General features: G+C 40.2%; 17 protein-coding genes and 1 riboswitch. Of the genes, 16 read left to right on the top strand and 1 reads right to left on the bottom strand.

The features are described 5' to 3' along the window. Positions 1-82: 82 nt before the first annotated feature. The 16 genes from I7804_RS03585 to I7804_RS03660 all read left to right on the top strand — a co-directional run bounded on the left by I7804_RS03585 (position 83) and on the right by I7804_RS03660 (position 13,785). A complete protein-coding gene (locus I7804_RS03585; protein ID WP_248404992.1) occupies positions 83-751 on the top strand; it encodes a helix-turn-helix domain-containing protein in 669 nt (222 codons plus the stop codon). A 30-nt stretch (positions 752-781) separates the two neighbouring features. After that, positions 782-1,213: a DUF6483 family protein gene (locus tag I7804_RS03590; protein ID WP_248404993.1), complete on the top strand. Its 432-nt coding sequence runs from the start codon at positions 782-784 to the stop codon at positions 1,211-1,213. A 125-nt stretch (positions 1,214-1,338) separates the two neighbouring features. Further along, positions 1,339-2,520 carry a MerR family transcriptional regulator gene (locus I7804_RS03595; protein ID WP_248404994.1) on the top strand — a complete coding sequence of 394 codons (1,182 nt, stop codon included), beginning with the start codon at positions 1,339-1,341 and terminating at the stop codon, positions 2,518-2,520. Positions 2,521-2,851: 331 nt separating this feature from the next. Further along, on the top strand, positions 2,852-3,307 hold the full coding sequence (locus I7804_RS03600) for an RNA polymerase sigma factor (RefSeq protein ID WP_248404995.1): 456 nt from the start codon (positions 2,852-2,854) through the stop codon (positions 3,305-3,307). Beyond that, positions 3,300-4,013, top strand: a complete 714-nt coding sequence (locus I7804_RS03605) for a hypothetical protein (RefSeq protein WP_248404996.1) — start codon at positions 3,300-3,302, stop codon at positions 4,011-4,013. Before I7804_RS03600 ends, I7804_RS03605 begins: the two co-directional genes overlap by 8 nt. After that, positions 4,004-4,702 (top strand): ABC transporter ATP-binding protein, encoded by a 699-nt coding sequence (locus I7804_RS03610; RefSeq protein WP_331477847.1) that lies wholly within the window; start codon positions 4,004-4,006, stop codon positions 4,700-4,702. The genes I7804_RS03605 and I7804_RS03610 overlap by 10 nt, the downstream gene beginning before the upstream one ends. A gap of 3 nt (positions 4,703-4,705) precedes the next feature. After that, a complete protein-coding gene (locus tag I7804_RS03615; RefSeq protein ID WP_248404997.1) occupies positions 4,706-5,857 on the top strand; it encodes a hypothetical protein in 1,152 nt (383 codons plus the stop codon). 225 nt (positions 5,858-6,082) lie between these two features. Next, positions 6,083-7,024 (top strand): HPr(Ser) kinase/phosphatase, encoded by a 942-nt coding sequence (gene hprK / locus I7804_RS03620; RefSeq protein ID WP_022759291.1) that lies wholly within the window; start codon positions 6,083-6,085, stop codon positions 7,022-7,024. A 30-nt stretch (positions 7,025-7,054) separates the two neighbouring features. Next, the gene (locus I7804_RS03625; RefSeq protein WP_022756073.1) at positions 7,055-7,990 is read left to right on the top strand and encodes an ROK family glucokinase; all 936 of its coding nucleotides are present in this window, start codon (positions 7,055-7,057) and stop codon (positions 7,988-7,990) included. A 64-nt stretch (positions 7,991-8,054) separates the two neighbouring features. Beyond that, on the top strand, positions 8,055-8,966 hold the full coding sequence (murB, locus tag I7804_RS03630; RefSeq protein WP_248404998.1) for a UDP-N-acetylmuramate dehydrogenase: 912 nt from the start codon (positions 8,055-8,057) through the stop codon (positions 8,964-8,966). 119 nt (positions 8,967-9,085) lie between these two features. Next, the gene (gene rapZ, locus I7804_RS03635; protein ID WP_248404999.1) at positions 9,086-9,973 is read left to right on the top strand and encodes an RNase adapter RapZ; all 888 of its coding nucleotides are present in this window, start codon (positions 9,086-9,088) and stop codon (positions 9,971-9,973) included. Positions 9,974-10,170: 197 nt separating this feature from the next. After that, positions 10,171-10,941, top strand: a complete 771-nt coding sequence (whiA, locus tag I7804_RS03640; RefSeq protein ID WP_331477848.1) for a DNA-binding protein WhiA — start codon at positions 10,171-10,173, stop codon at positions 10,939-10,941. 49 nt (positions 10,942-10,990) lie between these two features. Next, the gene (locus I7804_RS03645) at positions 10,991-11,257 is read left to right on the top strand and encodes an HPr family phosphocarrier protein (protein ID WP_022756069.1); all 267 of its coding nucleotides are present in this window, start codon (positions 10,991-10,993) and stop codon (positions 11,255-11,257) included. 31 nt (positions 11,258-11,288) lie between these two features. Further along, positions 11,289-12,185, top strand: coding sequence for a diacylglycerol/lipid kinase family protein (locus tag I7804_RS03650; protein ID WP_027217031.1), 897 nt, complete (start codon positions 11,289-11,291; stop codon positions 12,183-12,185). Between the two features lie 37 nt (positions 12,186-12,222). Then, positions 12,223-12,756, top strand: a complete 534-nt coding sequence (locus tag I7804_RS03655; RefSeq protein ID WP_248405000.1) for a peptidylprolyl isomerase — start codon at positions 12,223-12,225, stop codon at positions 12,754-12,756. 189 nt (positions 12,757-12,945) lie between these two features. Continuing rightward, a complete protein-coding gene (locus I7804_RS03660) occupies positions 12,946-13,785 on the top strand; it encodes a helix-turn-helix domain-containing protein (protein ID WP_248405002.1) in 840 nt (279 codons plus the stop codon). 44 nt (positions 13,786-13,829) lie between these two features. On the opposite strand, the gene I7804_RS03665 is transcribed toward I7804_RS03660, so the two are convergent. Beyond that, positions 13,830-15,512 (bottom strand): ABC transporter ATP-binding protein, encoded by a 1,683-nt coding sequence (locus I7804_RS03665; RefSeq protein ID WP_248405003.1) that lies wholly within the window; start codon positions 15,510-15,512, stop codon positions 13,830-13,832. A gap of 436 nt (positions 15,513-15,948) precedes the next feature. Beyond that, positions 15,949-16,051, top strand: a riboswitch (TPP riboswitch). Positions 16,052-16,241: the final 190 nt, after the last annotated feature.

Genomic DNA, 16,241 nt, shown 5'->3' on the forward strand with positions numbered 1-16,241 from the left:
ATCGAGAAATCGGCATTTTCTCGCTTTATGTCGTGTACTGATCAGGCAACTTTTTATATTCTGTGAGTGAGAGGAGGAACACATGGATTCACAGAAGATAGGAACATTCTTACGCGAACTTCGTAAGGAAAAAAACTTAACACAGGAGCAACTTGCTGAAATATTAGGAGTGTCAGGGAGAACTGTATCAAGATGGGAGACAGGATCAAATATGCCTGATCTTGCTATCATGATAGAACTCGCTGATTACTATGATATTGACATTAAAGAGCTCATTAATGGAGAAAGGAAAAGCGAGATGGATAAAGAATTAAAAGAAACATTGAAAACGGTAGCTGATTACACTGATATTCAGAAACAGGAAGCGGTAAAAGCAAGCAGTTATGGTTTTATTACAGTTTTTATGGTATGTGCAGCTGCAATTTTGGCTCAATTGGTAACGTATGCTGACATGAGACTGGTAATTGGAGAAACTGCAGCTATATTAGCCGGAGGCATTATATATCTGACGCTTGTTGTCAGAGCAGGTGCGTGGAATGGCTCAAAGAAGGAGTCGGAGGCCATAAGCAGGGATCTTCTTGTCAGCGCAGTTACTTCATTGGTGTTTACAGTACCCTTTTTCTTTATAGCGCTTAGATATTCTGTAAGAAATGAATTTCAGCTCTCCATTGCTTTCTTTGGTATCATCTTCATCATATCATTTGTTGTACTAAGGGTTTTAGCGGCTATTTCATCCAGACACAGAAAATGATGTATTGTCGTATGAGAGCGGAGGTGCATTATGACATTTGAGGATGAAAAAGATTATATCATGCGTATCATTAAGGAAATGGTAAGGGTACTTTTTTCATTGATGCTAGGTAAAAAGTATGTTGCAGTAGAGATGGAGCGTGATAATGGCTATGAGGTTTCCGGGAGAAAACTTGCTGAGCTTCTTGAAATGATAGATCGCGGAGAGATAAATAAAGCTGAAAATCTCCTTTTGGAATCTCTTGATTATTCTGATAAGAATAGCATTGCTGCTGCGGCAATGTTCTATCAATATTTATCTGAGAAGGAGGAAAAGTTCCTTATAGAGCATGAGTTCTCCAGGGAAGAAGTGCTTGATGGAATAAGCCGCTTAATGCGACAGGCAGGCTATGCTGATGTTATCGATATTGTAGAAGGTACTGTTATAGGAATAGACACATATTCAGAATATAATAAGATTTAAAGTTCAAAAATGTATTGACCTTGCCCTTGGGGCAGCCCTTAACATTAAACAGCACAGGATAAGAAGGTTTAATGTCATGTGTTTTGCTTAATGGTTATGGAGTTTTTTTAATGGAGGGCAGCAGTATGAAAGAAAAAATTACATCCGGAGAAATCGCAAAGCAGGCAGGAGTATCAACAAAGGCGCTTCGTGTTTATGACGAAAAGGGGCTTCTTAAGCCTATTGGGCTTTCTGAAGGAAATTACAAACTCTATGATAAAAGCTCACTAATTATTCTTGAAAAGATCATAGCTCTTAAGCACATTGGATTTAGTCTTGAAGAGATTAAGAGCAGTCTTGAAAATGATGATCAGAGTTCTATAAGAGAAATCCTTGAAAAGCAGCTTGAAATGATGAATCAGAAAATATATGAGCTTCAAAAATCTGCAAATTGCATTAAATCTGCACTTGCAAGATTTGATGAGAATCCGGACTGGGATGATATTGCTGACATCATCAGGAAGATGGAGATGAGTCAGGGGGCGGATGAGCGCAGATGGTATGCTGAAGAACATGCAGCTGACGGAATCGAGTGGTATGAAAAGATTTTTAATTCGCTATCATTTAAGGAAAAAGATACTGTTCTTGACCTTGGTTGTAGCTATGGTCTTTTGTGGAGAAAGAACTGGGAACGTATTCCCAAGGATTTCAACGTGGAAGGCGTAGACATACACGGAAACTGGGCTGATGATCTATATAATTATCTTGAAGACAACCGCAAGACGCTTCCGGAAGGCTCTGATATACAGGTCATTTTCAGTAATCTAGAAAAAGATGAAACTTGGGAAAAGATAAGAGAGAAGAAGTATTCAAAGATCATAGCACATTATCTTTTATCATACCTGCATGATGATGCATATTTTATCCAAAACGTGGTACAGGTGCTTGCGCCTGGTGGAATGTTTTCAGTTAATCACTATGGTGAAGCGGTTAAGGAATATGATTTTTGGGAAAATTGTTTAACAGAAGCGGGACTTGATATTTCTTTTGCTCATAAAAAGAGAGATGAGAGAAGGCAGGCAGACGTAGAGTTTGAAGCGCTTTTATCAGAGAATTTTGACAGAGTAGAAAAGATAGCGCTTCCGGGACCACTTGTATTTGATAATTCAGATGCTCTTTTTGACAGAGTGCTGAAAAAGTATCCAGAAGGCGGAAAATACCTTGAGGATAACAGGAATCTATTAGAGAATTATTTAGAAACTGTGCTACTTAAAGACGGACCTGTAACTATAGATATGGACACGGTGTTCTATCACTGTTTTAGGTGACAAGTGATATGAGAAAGTTTGAAAGTGTTCCACTTTCAAACCCAAATTGGTGTCGCGAGCGTCACCAATTTGAACCATTAGCTGCTCGCTTTGCTCGCGACACGAGGTTAAAAATGAACCTGAGGGACGGAGGCAATGTCATTTAGATAAGCCCGTCCCTAGGGATCATCATATATAGGAAAACGCAGAAAATGTATGTGGCTTCAAACTTAGAAATCATCAAAGTTTGAAGCTGTTTTGTTTGTATGAAAAAAATATTTTTAGTATTGCCCGCACATTCTGTATTATTAATTCGTTATACATTACAGAGGGAGGTGCAAGACAACAATCCATGGATATAGAAGAACAGTACGACAAAATATTTCGCTTCTGCTATTACAGAGTTCACAACACAGATATTGCGCAGGATCTGACCCAGGAGACATTTCTTCGTTTCATGAGTAGTAATTATAAAGAGCGCGGGCAGCAGATTCGCTATCTATATACGATTGCCAGAAACCTCTGCATCGACGAGAGTAGGAAAGCTAAGTCGGAGGAACTTCCGGAAGATTATTCAGATGAAGGTGATGGAGCTGACAAGCTGATAAGAAAGATTGAGGTGAATCAAGCACTTGATAAATTGCCGGAAGAGGACAGAGAGCTTTTGATACTGCGGTACATGAATGATGTGCCGCTTGCAGATATCTGCAAGATCATGGACATTTCAAGATTTGCCCTGTATAGGAGACTTAAATCTGTGAAAAGAGAGTTTATAAAGCTGATGGAAGGAGGTAATCTCCATGAGTAAAAACATAAGAAAGATGATGCAAGGTGCAGCGCCAAAGCCGGATGCTGCAGTAAAGGATGTGTTCATAAGAGAGTATCGTAAAAAGAGTGAGTGTGTAGAGCTTGGCCTTTTTGACCTGTTACAAAGTCAGATTACCTATATCAGAATGCCGGTGTGGATCTTCTCTATTGCAGCTCTTATTGTTGCAATCTTTGGGACCTATCAAAACCGTGAGACAGTTTTTTATGTGGCTGCGATAATGCCATTTGTATCAGCAATTGCAGTTTTTGACTCCATGCGATCAAGGATGTATGGAATGGACGAGCTGGAAGGAGCGACAAGGATCTCCGGAAGGGGAATACTCTTTGCAAGACTTATCTGCATTGGGACCGTTCACTTAGCTTTACTACTGGCATTATCAGTAGTTGTGGGCAGGGGCAGCGGGTACGGATATGCCATGACAGGCGCCATCATAACCATACCATATCTTATATCTTCCACAGCCTGCATGATCCTGGAGAGGACGGAAGTTGGAAGAAGGAATGCTTTTGGATGTGTTTTGGTTTCTGCGGTTACGGCATTTATTATATTTGCGATCAAGGATGAAAAAGCTCTCTTTGCCCGTAATTACAGATGGATATGGTTTGTACTGTTTACTTTTTTTGCAGCTCTTGAATGCATTGAGATTAGAAAGACATTTCGTTTGGAGGAGTATGAATGGAACTGAAAATTGATAGACTTACCAAGCAATATAAGAATAAGATCGCGGTAGACAGGCTCTCTTTTTCCTTGGAAAAAGGTGTTACGGGTCTGCTTGGTGCTAACGGCGCAGGGAAGACTACGCTTATGCGTATGATCTGCGGGATCCTAATGCCAACAAGCGGGGACATTACTTACAATGGAACTGCTGTATCTGAGGAGAGCTACCGCGACGTTTTGGGGTATCTGCCTCAGGACTTTGGCTACTATCCGGAGTTTAGCGGAAGGGATTTCCTTATGTATTTCTCAGCTCTTAAAGGACTTGATAAAAAAGCTGCCAAGGCAAGGTGCGATGAACTTCTTGAAATAGTGAGCCTGTCCGACGTTGCCAAAAAGAAGATAAAGACCTACTCAGGCGGTATGAAGCAGCGCCTTGGAATTGCACAGGCGCTTATTAATAGGCCTCAAGTGCTGATACTGGATGAGCCTACAGCAGGTCTTGATCCCAAGGAGAGGGTCAGGTTTCGTAACCTCATCGAAGAGATTGGGAAGCATAGCATAGTTCTTCTATCCACACACATTGTATCCGATATTGAGCATATCGCAGACAGAGTCATCATGATGAGATCCGGCCAGATTATCTGGCAGGGACCATGGAGAGATGAAGATGGAAGCCTTGAAGACTTCTATTTGAAGGAATTTGAAGAGGAGGATTGATTGATGGGGAAGAAGAGCTTATTTGGCACACTTTTCTTATTTGAGATCAAAAAGATATTAAAGAACAGGTTCACTGTTATACTGCTGATTGTCATTGCTGCATATTCCCTCCTGCAAGGAGTGTTCCAGGCGGAGCAGATGGGAGATTACGAAAGTAGGACCGTAGACCTTGAAAGGGCAATCGATGACCGCGAGATAGACAACACGCTTTTTTCAGAGCTTGTGGAGGCGGCAGATGAATATGGAACCTGGTGGAATGAGTCTAATTGCACATATAATGCGCTATGCGACTGGGTGAGGAAGATAGTGGATTATGGTAAGCCCATTGCTGACTACGATGCTGATTCTATCTATCAGATCAGGCAGGATACCATAAAGGACGGCATGGAGATGTGCGCCCTTACAGAAGGCGAAGAGAGATACTGGGAAGAAAAGGAAGCTCTGATTGATAAGCCGCTAGTGTGGCATTCTTTTGATGAGATGCTGGGGCTATATGATATCGTACAGTCGATACCGCTCATTATGCTCTTTGTGATTACTTTATTGCTAAGCCAGATCTTTGCAGGAGAGGTAAAAGACAAAACGGATCCTCTTCTTCGCTGTACTAGGGGCGGATGGGGTATCACCTATGTTGCCAAGATAGCGGCAGCAGTGGTAAGTACCTTTTTGCTGACAGTTTTATTTGGCGGAATATCTGTTACGACAAGTCTGCTCCTGTGGGGCAGTAATGGCTGGAATGGGGTGGTGCAGAACCTTATGCCCCTGACTTCCGAGCCTCTTACCATGGGTGCGTTCTTTGGAAGACAGATACTGGTTGCTTTTGCTGCATGTCTCCTTTTGACCGCTGCAACCTGCTTTTTATCAGAGTGCTTTAATAACCCGGTTGTGGTCATGGGCGCAGTCTTTGGAGGATTCCTACTGATATTGGCCGGCTCCAGAGAGATACCGATGGTTATCAGGCCTTTGTCCCAATTTTTGTATCTATTATCACCAGTCGATATGACATCTCCTAATGTGCTTTACGAATTCAGGCTTGTGGGCTTTGGTGGCCACTACCTGACAGCGCTGCAGTTCGCACCGATACTGTACGCATTTATATCAGTTTTAGCCGTATTCGCCGGATACTTTGTTTATTTGAGAAAAAATAGGGCATGATAAATAATTCCGTCAGGGTTTGACTCTTTTGTTTACTATAATATTAAAACAGGCTCACCTCTACGATGCTCATCCATAGTATACGATTCTTGCTATTATGTTGAAACGCTTAAGCCTGTATGATAAACTGAAACTGATTTAATGGGGACTTTAATTGCCTTGTCTTTTATACAAAAGTCAGGGCAATTGTATCTAAACTTCCTAAATATATGGAGGGATCTTATTATGGCTAGCGTTAAACTTAAAACTATCATCGAATGGATCAAACTTGATAACCTGACACCTGATATACCGATAGAGAAGATCAGGATCACACAGCCGGATATCAACAGACCTGCGCTGCAGCTTGCCGGATATTTTGAACACTTCGAGGCAACAAGACTTCAGATTGTAGGATTCGTTGAGTATACCTACATGGAGTCACTTCCACAGGAGCAGAAAGAAAAGGCTTACAGAGATTTTCTTTCATTTGATATACCTGCTGTTATTTTCTGCAGAGAGCTGGTACCTGACAATCTGTTCCTTAAGATTGCCAATGAAGAGCAGGTTCCTGTTCTTATGACCAGAAAGCCTACATCTGCTGTTATGGCTGAGATCATCAGATATCTTAATGAGAAGCTTGCACCTTGCATCTCTATCCACGGAGTACTTGTCGATGTATACGGTGAAGGCGTTCTTATCACAGGTGACAGCGGTATCGGTAAGTCAGAGGCTGCACTTGAGCTTATTAAGCGTGGACACAGACTTGTATCCGATGATGTAGTAGAACTTAGGAAAATAAGTGACGAGCTTCTTCTTGGAAGTGCACCTGATATCACAAGGCACTTCATCGAGCTTAGAGGTATCGGAATCATAGATGTCAAGACACTTTATGGTGTATCAAGTGTTCGTGACAGTAAGGCTATAGACCTTGTCATCAAGCTTGAGGACTGGGACAAGGACAAGGAGTATGACAGACTGGGACTTGAGGAGCAGTATACAGAATATCTTGGCAACAGGATAGTATGTCACAGAATCCCTATAAGACCCGGTAGAAACCTGGCGGTTATATGCGAATCTGCCGCTGTTAACCACCGTCAGAAGAAGATGGGTTATAATGCTGCTCAGGAGCTTTATAATAGAGTGCAGAATTCACTCCAGCATCATGGAGATGAGGACGCTGACTAAATTTTATAGGAAGGTTATGGGATTACATTAATGAAGTATGCATTTGGAGTTGATATAGGCGGAACGACTGTAAAGATGGGTCTTCTGGACTATGAGGGCAACATTGAAGAGAGCTGGGAGATACCCACAAGAACAGAAGATAACGGAGAGAACATTCTGCCGGATATCGCTTCTTCAATCAAGGCTAAGATCGAAGAAAAGGGACTTAACAAAGAGGATATTGCAGGTGTCGGAGTAGGAGCTCCCGGCGCTGTAGACAGTAACGGAGTTATATTCCAGGCAGTTAATATCGGATGGGGCAGAAAGAATCTTCAGGAAGAACTTGAAAAGCTTGTCGAGCTTCCTGTCAAAGCCGGCAATGATGCCAACGTAGCAGCTCTTGGTGAAGCCTGGAGAGGCGGCGGACGCGGACATAGCGATATGCTCATGGTAACTCTTGGAACAGGTGTTGGTGGTGGTATCATCATCGGCGGCAAGATTGTTAACGGTGTTGCAGGTTCCGGCGGAGAGATCGGACACATCCATATAGAAGACAATGAGACTAAAAAGTGCGGATGCGGTAATAAGGGCTGTTTCGAACAGTATGCATCTGCTACAGGTATAGTACTTCTTGCATCACGTATACTGGGAGCAACAGACAAGGATTCTGTACTTAGACGTGGCCAGCTTTCAAGTAAAGGAATCTTCGATGCTGCCAAGGCAGGAGATGAGCTTGCTGTAGAGATAACCAAGAAGTATGGTTACTATCTGGGAAAAGGACTTGCTATATGTGCTACAATCCTTAATCCTGAAGTTATAGTAATAGGCGGCGGAGTATCAAAGTGCGGAGAAATTATTTTTGATCTTTTAAAGCCATCATTTGAAGAGTATGTATTTGAAGGCTGCCAAGAGACAGCTTTTGCTCTGGCAGAGCTTGGAAACAACGCAGGTATCTGCGGCGCAGCGAAGATGGTCATAGGAGATTAAATTTTCTTTGAAAATTTAACTCTTGATAACGAACCAATCATCTTCGTCAATCGGAGGAAGTATATTGAATCAGGAAATACTTGATCAGATTAATGCAATCATCCCCAAGGAGAATATCCTTGGGGATGAACCTATGAGCAGGCACACTACATTCAGAACAGGTGGGTCTGCTGACTATTTTATTAGAATAAGTTCTAAGGATGAGCTTTCTAAGCTTATTACGGTTCTCAAAAAAGAGAATATAGATTTTTTTGTCACAGGTAATGGAAGTAATCTTCTGGTATCCGATAATGGATATCACGGAGTTATCATATCTATGAGCGGGCTTGACACACTTCAAGTGGATGGAAACCGTATCTTGGCAGGTGCCGGAGTCCTTAATTCCAAGGTAGCGCAGGAAGCTTTGAAACATTCGCTTACAGGAATGGAAGCTCTTGCAGGTATTCCGGGATCTGTAGGCGGATGTCTTCGTATGAACGCAGGCGCTTACGGGTCTGAGATGAAGGATGTCGTAGAGTCAGCTGATATTATGTTTGAGGACGGACATGTAGAGACTATGTCTGTTGATGACATGAAGCTTCGGTACAGAGGCAGCAGGATAGGCGATGAGAAGCTTTATGTTCTTGGAGTTACTTTTTCTCTTTTTAATGGAGAGAAAAAGGCCATAGAAGAAGCAATGGCTGATTATGCTGCAAGAAGAAGAGACAAGCAGCCGCTTGAATTCCCAAGTGCAGGATCTACCTTCAAAAGGCCTGAAGGATACTTTGCAGGTAAGCTGATACAAGATGCAGGTCTGCGGGGATTTGCCATAGGCGGAGCACAGGTATCGGACAAGCATTGCGGATTTGTAGTTAATAAAGGCGGAGCAACTTCCAGGGATGTTATAGATGTAATAAGACATGTCCAGAAAACAGTGCTTGAAACCAGCGGCGTAGAACTGGATACAGAAGTGATCCTTCTTGGAGATTTTGAGTAAAGAATAAGGTGTAAAGGGTAGTAATAGAGCTTTCACCGAAGGTGAACTCAACCTACTCTATTACGGCATTTTTGAATCTTTGATTCAAAAATGTATAGCGATTTAGAAAGGAGATTTATATGCGCTTTGTTATAGTTACAGGTATGAGCGGCGGCGGCAAGTCAACCGCGATTCACATGCTTGAGGATTCGGGATATTATTGCGTAGACAATCTCCCCATATCTCTAATAGAGAAATTTGTAGAACTGATCCTGGTACCGGAGAGCGATATCACCAAGGTGGCTCTTGGTATGGACGTAAGAGGCGGCGAAGCCTTCCGCGAAGTTCCGGCCATGATAGATTCCTTAAGGCAAAAGGGAGTCCCGGTAGAAGTCCTCTTCATGGAGACTAGCGATCAGGTCCTTGTCAAAAGGTACAAAGAGTCAAGACGTCTTCACCCACTGGCTGCAGGCGGCAGGATAGAAGATGGAATTAAAAGAGAAAGAGAGATTCTCTCAGGACTTAAGGAGAAGGCGGATTATATAATCGATACATCCAAACTTCTTACAAGAGAGCTAAGGATAGAACTTAATCGTATTTTCGTAGAGAATGCCTCTTATAATAATCTTATAGTCACGATCCTTTCTTTTGGCTTCAAATATGGAATACCTGATGATGCGGATCTTGTATTCGATGTAAGATTCCTTCCAAATCCGTATTATGTAGAGGAGCTTAGTCCTCAGACGGGTAATGACAAGCCGGTTCAGGACTATGTCAAGAGCTTCCCGGAATGCGGACAGTTTGTAGACAAGCTTGAAGATATGCTTACATTCCTGATCCCGGGATATATCAAGGAAGGTAAGTATCAGCTTGTAATAGCTATAGGCTGTACCGGAGGCCAACACAGAAGCGTTACGATAGCCAATGAACTTTTTGCCAGAATGTATGGCAAGGGCAATTATGGACTTAAGATTTTCCACCGAGATGTGGACAAGGCCAGAAAGAGCTTTGTTCCGCCCCAAGCCTGACAGAAATGAGGAAGGACTGATATGTCTTTTTCTACAGATGTAAAAGAAGAGCTTATAAACCATACAGGAAAAGCAAGGCATTGCCAGCTGGCCGGACTTTCGGTTATATTTCGTATGGAGTGCATATTGGAAAAAGATCCGCAAAGCCAGGAATTATCGCTCTTCATGCAAACAGATAACGTTTTTTCGGTTAGAAAATGCTTTACAATATTAAAAAAGCATTTAATATAGATACTGATATTCTGGAGACGGAACGAGAGATACACGTAAATGGGCGCTATTACAAGAAGGTAGATCTTGATAGCGGCATTTTGAAGACGATACTCATGGCGCTTAAGGAAATCGATGGGGACGGGACACTTCGGGTTCCAAACGGAGTAGTGAGTCCTCTTTTGTTGCGCAGTCAGTGCTGCAAGAGAGCTTTCCTTAGAGACCTGTTTATCTGCTCCGGTTCTATATCAGATCCTACTAAGTCCTATCATATGGAATTTGTATGTGATAATGAAGATCAGGCACATCAGCTCCTTGATGTTCTTGAGGATTTTAGTATTAAGGGCCGATTGATACTTCGGAAGAAGTATTACGTAGTATATCTCAAAGAAGGTGAGGAGATCGTAGATCTTCTTAATATAATGGAAGCCCACGTAGGTCTTATGAATCTTGAAAATCTCAGGATTCTTAAAGATATGCGCAATTCCGTTAACCGCCGCGTTAACTGTGAGACTGCCAATATTGCCAAGACTGCAACAGCAGCTTCAAGGCAGATGGATGACATCATGTATATCGAGCAGCATTACGGTATCGCAAAACTCTCAGAAGGCCTTAGGGCCATAGCAGAGGCTAGACTCGAACATCCGGAAGCAACATTGTCCGAGCTTGGAGGATATTTAAGTCCACCTGTCGGTAAATCCGGAGTCAATCACAGACTTCGTAAACTCAGCGAACTTGCAGATAAGCTGCGAGGCTGATAGAAGTAAGGTTTTAGTACGCTTAAAAAGCGCAGAGGAAAGAGGAGTTATGATTAAAAAATCTATCGAAATCAAACTGCCACACGGACTTGAAGCACGTCCTGTCGCTGAACTTGTACAGGTTGCAAGCAAGTATGACAGCACTATTCACATCGAAGTACAGGAAAGAAAAGTTAACGCCAAGAGCATAATGGGTATGATGACTCTTAATCTTAAGAGTGGTGAAATGATAGACGTTATCGCTGAAGGCAGTGACGAAGCTGCTGCTGTAGCAGATATGGCCAACTATCTTGAGGGTGCTACTTCACTGGCCTGAAAAATATTATAAAAGGGCAGACTATTAATATATGAATGCTCAAAAAATGTTATTTGTCTATAATCCTCATGCCGGGAAGGCTACTATAAGAGGACATCTCCTTGATCTGATAGATATTTTTACCAAAGCAGGATATGAAGTTACTGCATATCCTACTCAGAGTCAGGGAGATGGCGAAAGACGTGTCCGTGAACGTGATGATGGCTATGATATAGTTGTGTGCTGCGGCGGAGACGGTACTTTGGATGAAGTGGTTTCCGGCATGATGAATTCTAATGTCAAAGTGCCGATAGGTTATGTCCCGGCCGGTTCTACCAATGATTTTGCAAAGAGTCTTGGTATCCCTTCGTCTATGACAAAGGCTGCTGAGATAGTAGTGAAAAGTAGTGAGTTTATGTGCGATGTCGGTACGATGAACGATAAGAATTTCGTTTATTGTGCTGCTTTTGGCATATTTACAGATATATCGTATTCTACGGACCAGACACTAAAAAATGCTCTGGGGCATGCCGCTTATATCCTTCAAAGTGTCAAAGAACTTCAGGATATAAGGTCTTATCATATGAAGATAACCTACGGTAATGGTACTGTGATAGAAGATGAGTTCATCTATGGTATGGTTACTAATTCTATACAGGTTGGCGGCATTCAGAATATAACCGGCAAGAACGTAAGGCTTGATGATGGCGAGTACGAGGTTACACTTGTAAGAAGACCTCAGAGTCTTATAGAGCTGCCTAATCTTGTAGGAGCACTTCTTGGTAACAGCAAGTTTAGTAGTAATGATCTTATAAGCTTTAAATTAAGCCATATCACTTTCGAATCAGATATTCCCGTTGCATGGACAAGAGACGGTGAATACGGCGGTGAGCATACGAAAGTAGAGATTAGCAATATACCGCGTGCTGTTGCAATTAAAGTTCCGTGATATGAAAATAATAATATAAAGAGGAAGGAATTATAAAATGTCTAATCAAAATCCTATAGTTACAATCACAATGGAGAGCGGAGATGTTATTAAAGCAGAGCTTTATCCGGAGATTGCTCCTAACACAGTTAATAACTTCATCTCTCTTATAAATAAGGGATTCTACAACGGAGTTATATTCCACAGAGTAATCAAAGGTTTCATGCTTCAGGGCGGAGATCCTGAAGGAACAGGTATGGGCGGCCCTGGATACTCAATTAAGGGTGAGTTCTCACATAACGGATTTAAGAACGACCTTAAGCACACACCAGGAGTACTGTCTATGGCACGTACTATGATCCCTGATTCTGCAGGTTCTCAGTTCTTCATCATGCACAAAGATGCTCCCCATCTTGACGGTGAGTATGCAGCATTCGGTAAGGTTACTGAGGGTATGGACGTTGTTAACACCATCGCTGAGACTCAGACAGACTGGAACGACAGACCTGTTAATGAGCAGAAGATGAAGAGTGTTACAGTTGATACTTTCGGCGTAACATATCCGGAACCGGAGAAGTTTCCTGAAAGATAAGAATTAATATAATGAGACAAAGGGCGGCTGTATTGACTTATTATTTGAGCTGAATAAGTCTATAGAGCCGTCATTTCTTTATCCCGACCAATATAGGGAGTAAGTTTGAAAATGCTTTATTTTCAAACACGAATTGGTGTCGCGAGCTCCACCAATATCGGACTATCAGTCACTCGTCTTACTCGCGACATGAGATTATTTATGGATATAGGTGAGAAATTTAAAAAAATACGCAAACAAAGAAAATTAACTATACAGCAGCTAAGCGAAATAGCGGGTTCAAAAGCAAGTATATCAGCCTTTGAGAATGGTAAATCTTCATTATCTACCGATGTTTTATTATCGTTGGCTTCTGAAATGTGTTTGAATTATGACGAAATTCTTGATATGCAAGAGAATAATATAAAAATAATTGCTCTTGATCATAAGATTCAGAAGGCATTAGCCACAAAAGATGAAGAACAGTTTCGTGAGTGCATCGCCTCAATATGGGAAAAGTATCATAAATCAGGCAATTATCAATATTGGATGTTAGCAACCAGTTGTGAAGTCTTAGGAGAAGATGTCTTTGGCTGGACGGCTTCGGAAAATCTTGTCGAATCGCTTAGAGATTACTTTTTTTCAATTGAAGTATGGACTATGTTTGATATTGCTCAATTAGGTTTAATAGTTAATAAATTGAATAATGAAAGCATTTATCTATTGGCCAAAGAAATACATAAACAGCTACATTCTCCCCTTCGTAATGGTTATGATAGAGTCGGAGTCGATACCATATTAGAAATGATAACTATTTTATTAAAACGTAAAGATAAGAATGATTCTAACAAGCTTATAGAATTATTAGAGAAAAGCGCTATGCCATTTTATTTTGCATATCAAACAGCAAGATTAAAGTATCTAAGAAGTATCTGGAACTGTCTTTTTACTAATGATGACTTGGCTATATCTAAAAAGGAAGCAATATTATCAGCGGTTGAAGTTATTTTATCCTCCGAAATAGCAGAAAAATGGCAATCAGATTTCTAATTGCCATTTCTTTCGCCAATACCCCAATTACCAACATTACCTATCTACGATACGTTATAAAGAGAATAGAAATATTCTTTCTTACTCATCAGTTCATCAAAGGTTCCTTGCTCAAATATGGAACCATTCTTAATGACAAGGATATGATCAAACTTAGTTAGCAACTTCTCATCCAATTTATGCGTTATAATTAGTTTTGTTGAATCCTTTATATTAAGAATTGCGGTCATTACATCATGAGATGTTTGATTGTCAAGTGCTGCAGTGGCTTCATCAGCAACAAAGAGCTTACTTTGCTTTAATATACTCCGGGCAATTGATATACGCTGACGCTCTCCACCTGAAAGGTTACACCCGCAAGCTCCACAATGATAATTAATTCCTTTTTCATTTACAATTGATCTTAATCCGGACTGGTCTATTGCCCAATCTATTAAATCCTTATCGAATTTTTTAAAAAGAGTGATATTATCAAGGATGGTTCCATCAAAGATAAATACATTTTGTTGAATGATGGAAACTTGTTCAGAAATAGAATCTAAATTATAATTCTTTAGGTCTGTGTCGTCATATAGTATTTCACCACTATAATTATCCATCATCCCGGCAATCAAACTAACCAAAGTGGTTTTTCCACTTCCTGATTCACCAACTATAGCGTATGATTCGCCATTATTGAGTTTAAGATTGATATTATTCAAAATGGTATTGTCTTCATATCCAAAAGATACATTATTTAGGCTAATGGCATCAGGGAACTCCTTTAATACTTCTCCAGAAGCAAGTAAATTATTTTGAAGTTCTTTTTCCATTTTATCAATTAGTGAAGAGGCTGCTTTACGTGTAGACAAAAGCTGTGGAACACTCATTATAGGTTTCATAAAATTACCAAGTAAACTTGTAAAACTAACAAGAATACCTACAGTTAAATTGTTTCCACGTAAGATAAAATATGCACCAAATATAAGAACCCCCAATTGTGGAAGAGTACCTCCTAATGAAAGAACCGTCTGAATTCTACCAATCTCACAATTCTTATTAAATTTAATTCTCTCTAATTTACGATCCCTATCGCAAAATAAACCTGTAACTTCGTGTTCTGCCTGAAAGCTTTTAATGACACTAAATCCATTTAACAGATCCTGAATAAAAGCCATGAAGTTTGAGTTTTCTAAAGACACGGCTTTTTCTTGTTCTGATAATCTGTTTCCTAAGATAGACGATAGTAATAAAGGAATAGCAAGAAATACAATAGTAACGATTGATAATAATGGACTGTAATATAACATGAGCCCCAACGCTCCGAAGAAGAGTACTATATTAGCAACTAATGAAGCAGTCCCTTTTATGTAATTGTTCTCGATTACAGCAACATCGTTAGTCATTCCGGATAGATATGTGCTGGTTTTTTCGTTATAAAAAGTTCTGGGAGCTTTTTTTATTAGTTCTTTATAAAGAGTATCTTTGTAAGTTGTTAAAGATCTTTTAACAACCAAAGCCTCAAAATAATACAAAGAAATAGATATAAGACCTATAAATGCTATAAGCAATGAGCATCTAAATACAACTAATTTAAAAGATGATAAACTACTAGATGATGCTACATCAATAATATTCTTTAAAAGTGCAGCTATTACGAGTGATAATAGACTATCTATCACTACTAATAATACATATATGCTGTATGTGATTCTATTATTCTTATATAAACACTTTTTTAAATTCATAGTATACCTCCATCAAGAAATAGCAAGTTCAATAACCGTAATATTAGCTATTGAACTTGCAACTTTCCATTTAGCAACCAAAACCACAAATGATGTTCTTGAGAGCTTCAAATGATCTTATAACAGAAGAATTTGTTTTCACTTTCATTAAGTTTTCCCCCTTTCGTTTGGCATATATAGAATATACAACTAATCAGCTTAAACTTTATGAAAGTTCGGAAATCCGAAAAAAGACACAGGGAAAAAGAAAAAACGCTTATAATTGGAGATTTTTGTTTTTGGAAGATGATGTATTGCAGGACAAACAGGAATAATACTTAATAGGAAGAAAAAAGCTGAAAGATATAAGCAGTGCATATACTTATTCGCTCCTTGCTAAAATCCATAACTAGTGCTACACTACAGTAGCACGTTAAAAAATTATGTATAAAATATAATACATGACAAGGGGAGCTGGTTACCGGCTGAGAGGTGTGAAGAACACGACCCTGTACCTGATTTGGATAATGCCAACGTAGGAATCGTCGACAAGTAGCATGCTACTTGTAACTATAGCAATACTTAGCGCCATCCAATTAGATGGCGCTTTTTTATTCGATAAGATTTCTTTATTGAATAAAGAGTATCTCTATGGATGAAGCAGTACTAAATGTTGTATGTAAGCTAAAACAGCGAGCATCTATAGTACAAAGCTTTCCTTCTATCCTCAGGTATGAGGAATCTAGCACA

The sequence above is a fragment of the Butyrivibrio fibrisolvens genome, from assembly GCF_023206215.1.
In the GTDB taxonomy this organism is placed as follows: domain Bacteria; phylum Bacillota; class Clostridia; order Lachnospirales; family Lachnospiraceae; genus Butyrivibrio; species Butyrivibrio fibrisolvens_C.

What these genes read in the sequence shown, in the direction of transcription:
- I7804_RS03585 (WP_248404992.1), top strand. Translation starts at nt 83, where the DNA reads ATGGATTCACAGAAGATAGGAACATTCTTACGCGAACTTCGTAAGGAA.
- I7804_RS03590 (WP_248404993.1), top strand. Translation starts at nt 782, where the DNA reads ATGACATTTGAGGATGAAAAAGATTATATCATGCGTATCATTAAGGAA.
- I7804_RS03595 (WP_248404994.1), top strand. Translation starts at nt 1,339, where the DNA reads ATGAAAGAAAAAATTACATCCGGAGAAATCGCAAAGCAGGCAGGAGTA.
- I7804_RS03600 (WP_248404995.1), top strand. Translation starts at nt 2,852, where the DNA reads ATGGATATAGAAGAACAGTACGACAAAATATTTCGCTTCTGCTATTAC.
- I7804_RS03605 (WP_248404996.1), top strand. Translation starts at nt 3,300, where the DNA reads ATGAGTAAAAACATAAGAAAGATGATGCAAGGTGCAGCGCCAAAGCCG.
- I7804_RS03610 (WP_331477847.1), top strand. Translation starts at nt 4,004, where the DNA reads ATGGAACTGAAAATTGATAGACTTACCAAGCAATATAAGAATAAGATC.
- I7804_RS03615 (WP_248404997.1), top strand. Translation starts at nt 4,706, where the DNA reads ATGGGGAAGAAGAGCTTATTTGGCACACTTTTCTTATTTGAGATCAAA.
- hprK (WP_022759291.1), top strand. Translation starts at nt 6,083, where the DNA reads ATGGCTAGCGTTAAACTTAAAACTATCATCGAATGGATCAAACTTGAT.
- I7804_RS03625 (WP_022756073.1), top strand. Translation starts at nt 7,055, where the DNA reads ATGAAGTATGCATTTGGAGTTGATATAGGCGGAACGACTGTAAAGATG.
- rapZ (WP_248404999.1), top strand. Translation starts at nt 9,086, where the DNA reads ATGCGCTTTGTTATAGTTACAGGTATGAGCGGCGGCGGCAAGTCAACC.
- whiA (WP_331477848.1), top strand. Translation starts at nt 10,171, where the DNA reads ATGCTTTACAATATTAAAAAAGCATTTAATATAGATACTGATATTCTG.
- I7804_RS03645 (WP_022756069.1), top strand. Translation starts at nt 10,991, where the DNA reads ATGATTAAAAAATCTATCGAAATCAAACTGCCACACGGACTTGAAGCA.
- I7804_RS03650 (WP_027217031.1), top strand. Translation starts at nt 11,289, where the DNA reads ATGAATGCTCAAAAAATGTTATTTGTCTATAATCCTCATGCCGGGAAG.
- I7804_RS03655 (WP_248405000.1), top strand. Translation starts at nt 12,223, where the DNA reads ATGTCTAATCAAAATCCTATAGTTACAATCACAATGGAGAGCGGAGAT.
- I7804_RS03660 (WP_248405002.1), top strand. Translation starts at nt 12,946, where the DNA reads ATGAGATTATTTATGGATATAGGTGAGAAATTTAAAAAAATACGCAAA.
- I7804_RS03665 (WP_248405003.1), bottom strand. Translation starts at nt 15,512, where the DNA reads ATGAATTTAAAAAAGTGTTTATATAAGAATAATAGAATCACATACAGC.